We start from the raw sequence: 6,246 nt of genomic DNA, 5'->3' as shown, positions 1-6,246 counted from the left end.
AAGGGAAAAGGTGGTGATGGTTGGGGACCGGATGTGCGAGGAAGTTGGGTGGATGGACGCAACACGGACAATCTCCGGGCAATGCGAGAGATTTCCGTTTATCTGATGGCGGAGGAAACCGGAAATGAAGAGACTAGGCGTCTGTATAAAAAGAAAATTCAGCGCTATGTCTGGGCGCTATACAACATTGGTATGGGAGAGTGGGACTCAGAGACTTACCATGGTCACACCTTTGCGGCTTACCTAAATCTCTACGACTTTGCGAAGGAGCCGGAGGTGAAACAACTGGCCAAAGCGGCTCTAGATTGGATGTCAGCGGCGGCAGCAGTGAAATATTATCGAGGTGGTTTTGGTGGACCGACTAAGCGGGATTACAAAGAATCAACGATGCTTTCAGCCCCGTGTCTAAAGACTGGGGATGAAAGCGAGATGGTGGCTTTAGCCGCCGTGAAAAATATTCAGAGATTTTCCGGAATCTTGTAGAATAAAATAAAGCAGTTAAAGGTCCAGACTGATGATCATTCTGGAGTTCAAGGCATACGGCAAAAAACCTCAATATTTGGCTATTGATGAGGCGATTAGGACAGCCCGTTTTATCCGAAACAGTTGTCTCAGATATTGGATGGACAACAAGGGCGTCAATAAATACGATCTGTCGAAATACAGCAAAGTTTTAGCCCATCAGTTCCCGTTTGCTAATGAATTGAACTCTACTGCTCGTCAGGCCAGTTCTGAACGGGCATGGTCATCAATTTCTCGGTTCTTTGACAATTGCAAAAAAAAGGTACCTGAAAAAAAAGGTTTCCCAAAGTTCCAAAAGCGTGGCAGATCGGTTGAATACAAACAGTCTGGCTGGAAATTGTCCCCAGATAAAAAGTCGATCGTGTTCAGGGACAAGAAGGGAATTGGGAAGCTCAAACTCAAGGGTAATTGGGACTTGTGGCGCTTTGATAAGAAGCAAATTAAGCGGGTTCGGATAGTTCGACGAGCTGATGGCTACTATGTCCAGTTCTGTGTTTCAGTTGACATAACGGAAGAACTGGAGCCAACTGGAACAGCCATCGGGTTAGATGTCGGGCTGAAGGATTTCTACACGGATTCCGTTGGAAAAACTGAACCTAACCCCCGGTTTTATCGGATTGGTGAAAAGCGCTTAAAGTTTTATCAGCGTCGGGTATCTCGAAAAAATAAAGGCTCATCCAACCGCAAGAAAGCTGTTAATAAACTAGGTAGGACACACCTTAGAATAAGTCGGCAACGTGAAGAACACGCCAAGAGACTGGCACGTTGCGTAATCCAATCTAACGATTTGGTTGCCTACGAAGATCTAAGGGTTAGGAATTTGGTTAAAAATCATTGTCTGGCCAAGTCTATTAATGATGCGGGTTGGTATCAGTTTAGGAAATGGTTGGAGCATTTTGGAACTAAGTTTGGCAGGGTCACTGTTGCAGTCAACCCCGCCTACACTAGCCAGAACTGCTCTGAGTGTGGTGAGGTCGTAAAAAAGTCTCTATCAACTAGGACTCACACCTGCAAATGCGGTTGTCAATTAGACCGCGACCACAACGCTGCCATCAATATCCTCAAGAGAGCCTTGGGTACGGTGGGGCACACCGGAACCTGGATCCTAGATCCGAACGTTTTGGGAGATTTGGCCTCTACTTTTCCTGGTTCCGACCTGGTTAAGCAAGTCGAGTCTGCGAACAAAGAATCCCCGCGTCTTTAGACCGGGGAGTGTCAAGGCAAAAGTAATGTGGTGTACGGAGCCAGTGCTGCCCGTCTGTTCTGGCTTTATTTTGGCGATGTTACCTTAGTCAATCCTAAGCCAGAACGGGATGTGATTCACGTAATTACTAGCGCCTATCGACCTCCCCAGGCGGTGGTAAAGTTAGCTCGTAAGCAGTTTCAGAAGCCTGTGGAAATTCTGGCGAGTAAACCAGTCTACGAAAATTGGAAACCTGGAGGTGAGGATAAACCAGGATATTGGGAAACGACCTTTTTTGGTCATACCTATCAGTTGGGGAGTTTGGCTGGTGAGTTCCCCGCTGGTGATGTCGGGCCATTCAAGCTAATGGCATACAATCAAGAGCGGGGTGTGGATTTTTTTGTTGCTAATACTGGTGGCGCTTGGGTGAAGCCAGGAAAAAATCAGGGAGACCAAGTTGGGCAATACCGTAACCTAGTTCTTTGGTTAAGACCAGCTAAGGATAGACCATTCTTTTTCCAATTACCTAAGACGGCTCAAGCAGAAATAGAAGACGGGATTTGGTTCTTTAAACTGGAGAAAACCTGGTTAGCGATTCGCTCGATTAATTTGGATACCTATACTGAGGTGGCTATACCGAACCAGAAATTTGCCCAGCTCTATAGTCAGGAAAAAACTCTTAAGGCAACAACCCTAGGCAATAGCTATGCTGGCTTTGCTCTAGAAGTGGGAGAAGAAGAATCTCATGGTAACTATCAGGATTTTAAACAGGCGGTTAAGGAAAAAAGTAAGTTAGATTTACGTGAAATTGCCATAGGTAAAGTGCAGTGGATTGGTAGCAATGGTGAGAGTATTAAACTGACCCACAATCCTAAAAATTACTTGCCAATTCTGAACCGAAATGGTAAAGACCATGACTGGTCAAAACACGTTGACCTATACAAACCAATTAATGGGAATGGACCAATTTATCTAGGTTGGAAAATAGGTAATCTCCGGGTTGAAGCAGGGGATTCGGTGTTTCAACATTGAGTGTTAAGTGTTAAGTTTTGAGTGTTTATCGCTAAATATCCCCTAAGAGGATATCTGAAAAGTTTTTTTATACTGAATTTTGCCCCCCTAGCCCCCCAACTTTGGGGGGAACAAGAGTCAATTTGCTTCTAAAAGTCCCCCAAAATTGGGGGATTTAGGGGGCTTGGATGTAACAAATGAAACTTCTCAGACAACCTCTAAGAGGATATCTGAAACCAATAGTCAGCACTTCAATCGTAATACAAGTCATTTTTTAAGGACTGGACTTTAGACTAAATTTTGGGGTTTAAAGAAACTTCATAAAAAGCAATTAGGAATTGAAACCCATGCCTCAAGAACCTTAGAGCGTTTGAGATAGTCCTGGGCGATTTGATTATTTGTCTTTTTTGCCGAGTTGGGATTAGGGCTGCATTTTCCAAACTCTTCAACTCGTCTTGCGTTCGCTTAGCGTGGCCGTAGGCCAATCGCTTTTAGCGGTTCCTTACTGGCAGTGCCAGACGATGCGCGAACGGAACATCGCACAATTGACTCATAGCACTGGCTGAGGACAAGTGCCTTAAAATTTGCTGTAATGACTATTTATCAAGGGTTTGAGTTGAGTAAGTCAATGTGACTACTCTCGGAAGGCAAGTTTCCGGTGAACGAGAATTAGTCTAAACTCCAGTTAAGGAATAAAGTTGATTATATAATTCATGATTATGGAGTTTAGACTAACTGGTGTTGAAGGAGTTGTAATCCCTTCAGCGCACCCTCGTTGCTTAGGTCTGGTGCCCTAGGAAGCAGAAGGTTAAAATTTTCAATAGGATCGGTTAAACAAGCACCATTAGCCCCCTACTAGGGTGACTGATACGAAACTTGTCAGACATGTTAAGGTTAAATGCTAAAGGTGTTCCTTCTCCCATGGAGGAGTAACTTGCGTGGCAATTTGGTCAATAAGTTAGGATTTTAGCCCCGATGTATTTATGAGAAACCAAAAAAAGAAGTCTTTATGGATAAATCTCTATTTTTAGATCAAGAAAATGCCAAAAATAAGGAAACTATCAAGCCGAAGCCGCAAATTTATCCTTTACTACTGAGCCTATTGGGTTTAAGCCTAGCTGGGATAGCTGTGTCAAGCAAGTATTTTTTATCAACATCCCAAGATAGAACAATCCTACTAAGTGGGCGGATTGAGGCCGACGAAACTGATATTGGTACGAAAGTTGGAGGTAGAGTTAATTTTGTCGCTGTGCAGGAAGGGAAAGAAGTAAACAAAGATCAGAACATTGTGCGGCTTGACGATCAAGAAATTAAAGCTAAGTTAAAAGGTGCTACTGCTCGTTTAGTTTCTGCTCAGCAACAAGAACTTCAAGCCCGTCTGCAAATCAATTTAGTCGAAAGTCAAATTCTGGAGGTGCAGCTAAATCTCAAAAAAGCACAAGAAGATACCAGAGGTCAAGTCTTACAAGCTGAGGCATCAGTTGCCGCTAATGTTGCTCAACTTAATGAAGCGTTTGCTAAGTTAGAAGAAGCTCAATCTCAATTAAACTTAGCGAAAGTTAATCGCGATCGCTTTGCTCAATTGGTGGAACAGGGAGCCGTAAGCAAACAACAATTTGACCAAGCTCAGACAACTTTTAAAAAAGCCCAAGCAACTGTTAAAGCAAGTCAAGCATCAGTTAATGCCATCGGCAAATTAGTAAACGTAGCACAGGGTCAGTTAGTACAAGCCCAAACCTCTACTCTAAACCCAGAGATTATCAACGCTCAACTAAGCAGATTACAAACTCAGTTAGCCCAGGCTCGTTTACAACTGGCTATGGTTAAAGCTGAAGTTGAGATTGCCAAAGCTTTCCAACAAGAAATTAAAAGCAAAATAACTGATCTGGAAATTGCCAGTCCCATTGATGGTGTGGTTATTACTCGTCTGGTTGAACCGGGCGAAATAGTTAGTGCTGGTCAAACACTCTTAACGGTGATCGATCCCAACAATGTTTATCTACGAGGATACGTTCCTGCAGGAGATATTGGCAAAATTCGAGTAGGACAGAAAGCTAAGGTATTTCTTGATTCAGACCCAGATCAACCTTTAAGTGCTACAGTGACTACTATTGATACTCAAGCATCCTTTACTCCCGAGAATATCTATTTTCGAGAAGACCGGGTGAGACAAGTCTTTGGGATTAAATTAACTATTGATAATCCTGGGGGATTGGCAAAACCAGGGATGCCAGCAGATGCGGAAATTATTACTGAATTGAAGGCGAATTAAATTCCTATTTCTGGATGGGTTAAGATTATCATAGCATTAAAGTAATTTTGATTCTTTTGCTTCAGGGGCGCAGAGTCCGGCATTGTAAAAAAAAATGGGGTATTGGGGGCATGACAAAGATATTTGATTGTATTATTGTTGGTGCAGGGCCTGCTGGGGGAACCGCTGCTTATCATTTATCAAAAAAGGGACATTCTGTTTTAGTTTTAGAAAAAGCATCTTTACCTCGTTCTAAACCTTGCGGTGGTGGTGTATCTTCGGTAATTCAAGAATGGTTTGATTTTGATTTTAGTCCTGCTATTTCTCTGAAAACCAATGCCGTTTATTTGACTTATAATAAAAAAAATGCTATTCAAGTTGATATCAAAAATTATCCTATTTGGATGGTTAAAAGAGATATATTTGATCATTTTTTAGTGCAACAAGCACAACAAAATGGTGCAAAAGTTCAAGATAATACGGAAGTCACCGGCATTGAATTTAAAAGCGAACGCTGGTTAATTAATACCAATCAAGAATCGTTTACAGGACATTACTTAATTGCTGCTGATGGCTCCAAAGGTAAAATGAGTAAATGGTTAGGTTTTCAGCAACAAAAAAAAATAGTAGCAGGGGCATTAGAATTTGAAATACCGATAGAAAATCAAACGGATATTAATATTTATTTTGAGTTGGGTTTGGCTCACAGTGGCTATGTCTGGAATTTTCCCAAGGCAGATGGTTTTTCTTTGGGAGCAGGGGCATTTGGTGAAAAACGTAAAGCACAAAATTTCAAAAATATTATTCGAGATTATGGGACTATGTTTAAGCTAGATTTAGCTACTGCTACTGAATCTGGTCATCCTATTTTCCTGTGGAATGGTGATCAGAAGCTACACACCCAAAATGCAGTCTTAGCTGGAGAAGCAGCTTGTGTGGTAGATCCTTTCACCGCTGAAGGCATCCGTCCTTCGATTTTTAGTGGGATGAAAGCTGCAGAAGCTATCGATAAGGCTCTAGCCAATCAGATGGATGCTTTAGAACAATACAGCGAAACTATAACTCAGGAATGGGGCAAAGAGATGAGTTCAGCTAAAAGATTAGCCCAAGTATTTTGGCGTTTCCAGAAACTAGGTTATCAAGTAGTATTGCAACGACCTTCCGCTATTGCTACCATGACCCGAATTTTCTCTGGAGAGTTACAGTATTCTAATCTAGTAAACCGCGCTATTAGTCTCTTAGAAAGCTCCCTAACTTTTTGAGACTCCCTCGTTAAGCT

4 protein-coding genes and 1 pseudogene are annotated in these 6,246 nt (G+C 42.3%); all 5 read left to right on the top strand.

The window, feature by feature from the left end; genetic code table 11:
• Positions 1–375: pseudogene (locus tag F6K38_RS33150) on the top strand (hypothetical protein); the annotation flags it as partial.
• Between the two features lie 139 nt (positions 376–514).
• Positions 515–1,726 carry an RNA-guided endonuclease InsQ/TnpB family protein gene (locus F6K38_RS33145; protein ID WP_008181204.1) on the top strand — a complete coding sequence of 404 codons (1,212 nt, stop codon included), beginning with the start codon at positions 515–517 and terminating at the stop codon, positions 1,724–1,726.
• 27 nt (positions 1,727–1,753) lie between these two features.
• The gene (locus F6K38_RS33140) at positions 1,754–2,737 is read left to right on the top strand and encodes a hypothetical protein (protein ID WP_287359360.1); all 984 of its coding nucleotides are present in this window, start codon (positions 1,754–1,756) and stop codon (positions 2,735–2,737) included.
• Between the two features lie 988 nt (positions 2,738–3,725).
• Positions 3,726–4,988, top strand: a complete 1,263-nt coding sequence (locus F6K38_RS33135; RefSeq protein ID WP_287251433.1) for an HlyD family secretion protein — start codon at positions 3,726–3,728, stop codon at positions 4,986–4,988.
• A gap of 110 nt (positions 4,989–5,098) precedes the next feature.
• Complete coding sequence (locus tag F6K38_RS33130) at positions 5,099–6,229, top strand: geranylgeranyl reductase family protein (RefSeq protein ID WP_287359357.1); 1,131 nt, start codon at positions 5,099–5,101, stop codon at positions 6,227–6,229.
• Positions 6,230–6,246 lie beyond the last annotated feature (17 nt).

This window comes from Moorena sp. SIO3B2 (genome assembly GCF_010692525.1).
Classification (GTDB): Bacteria; Cyanobacteriota; Cyanobacteriia; order Cyanobacteriales; family Coleofasciculaceae; genus Moorena; species Moorena producens.
This window is presented reverse-complemented; position numbering and strand designations above follow the sequence as displayed.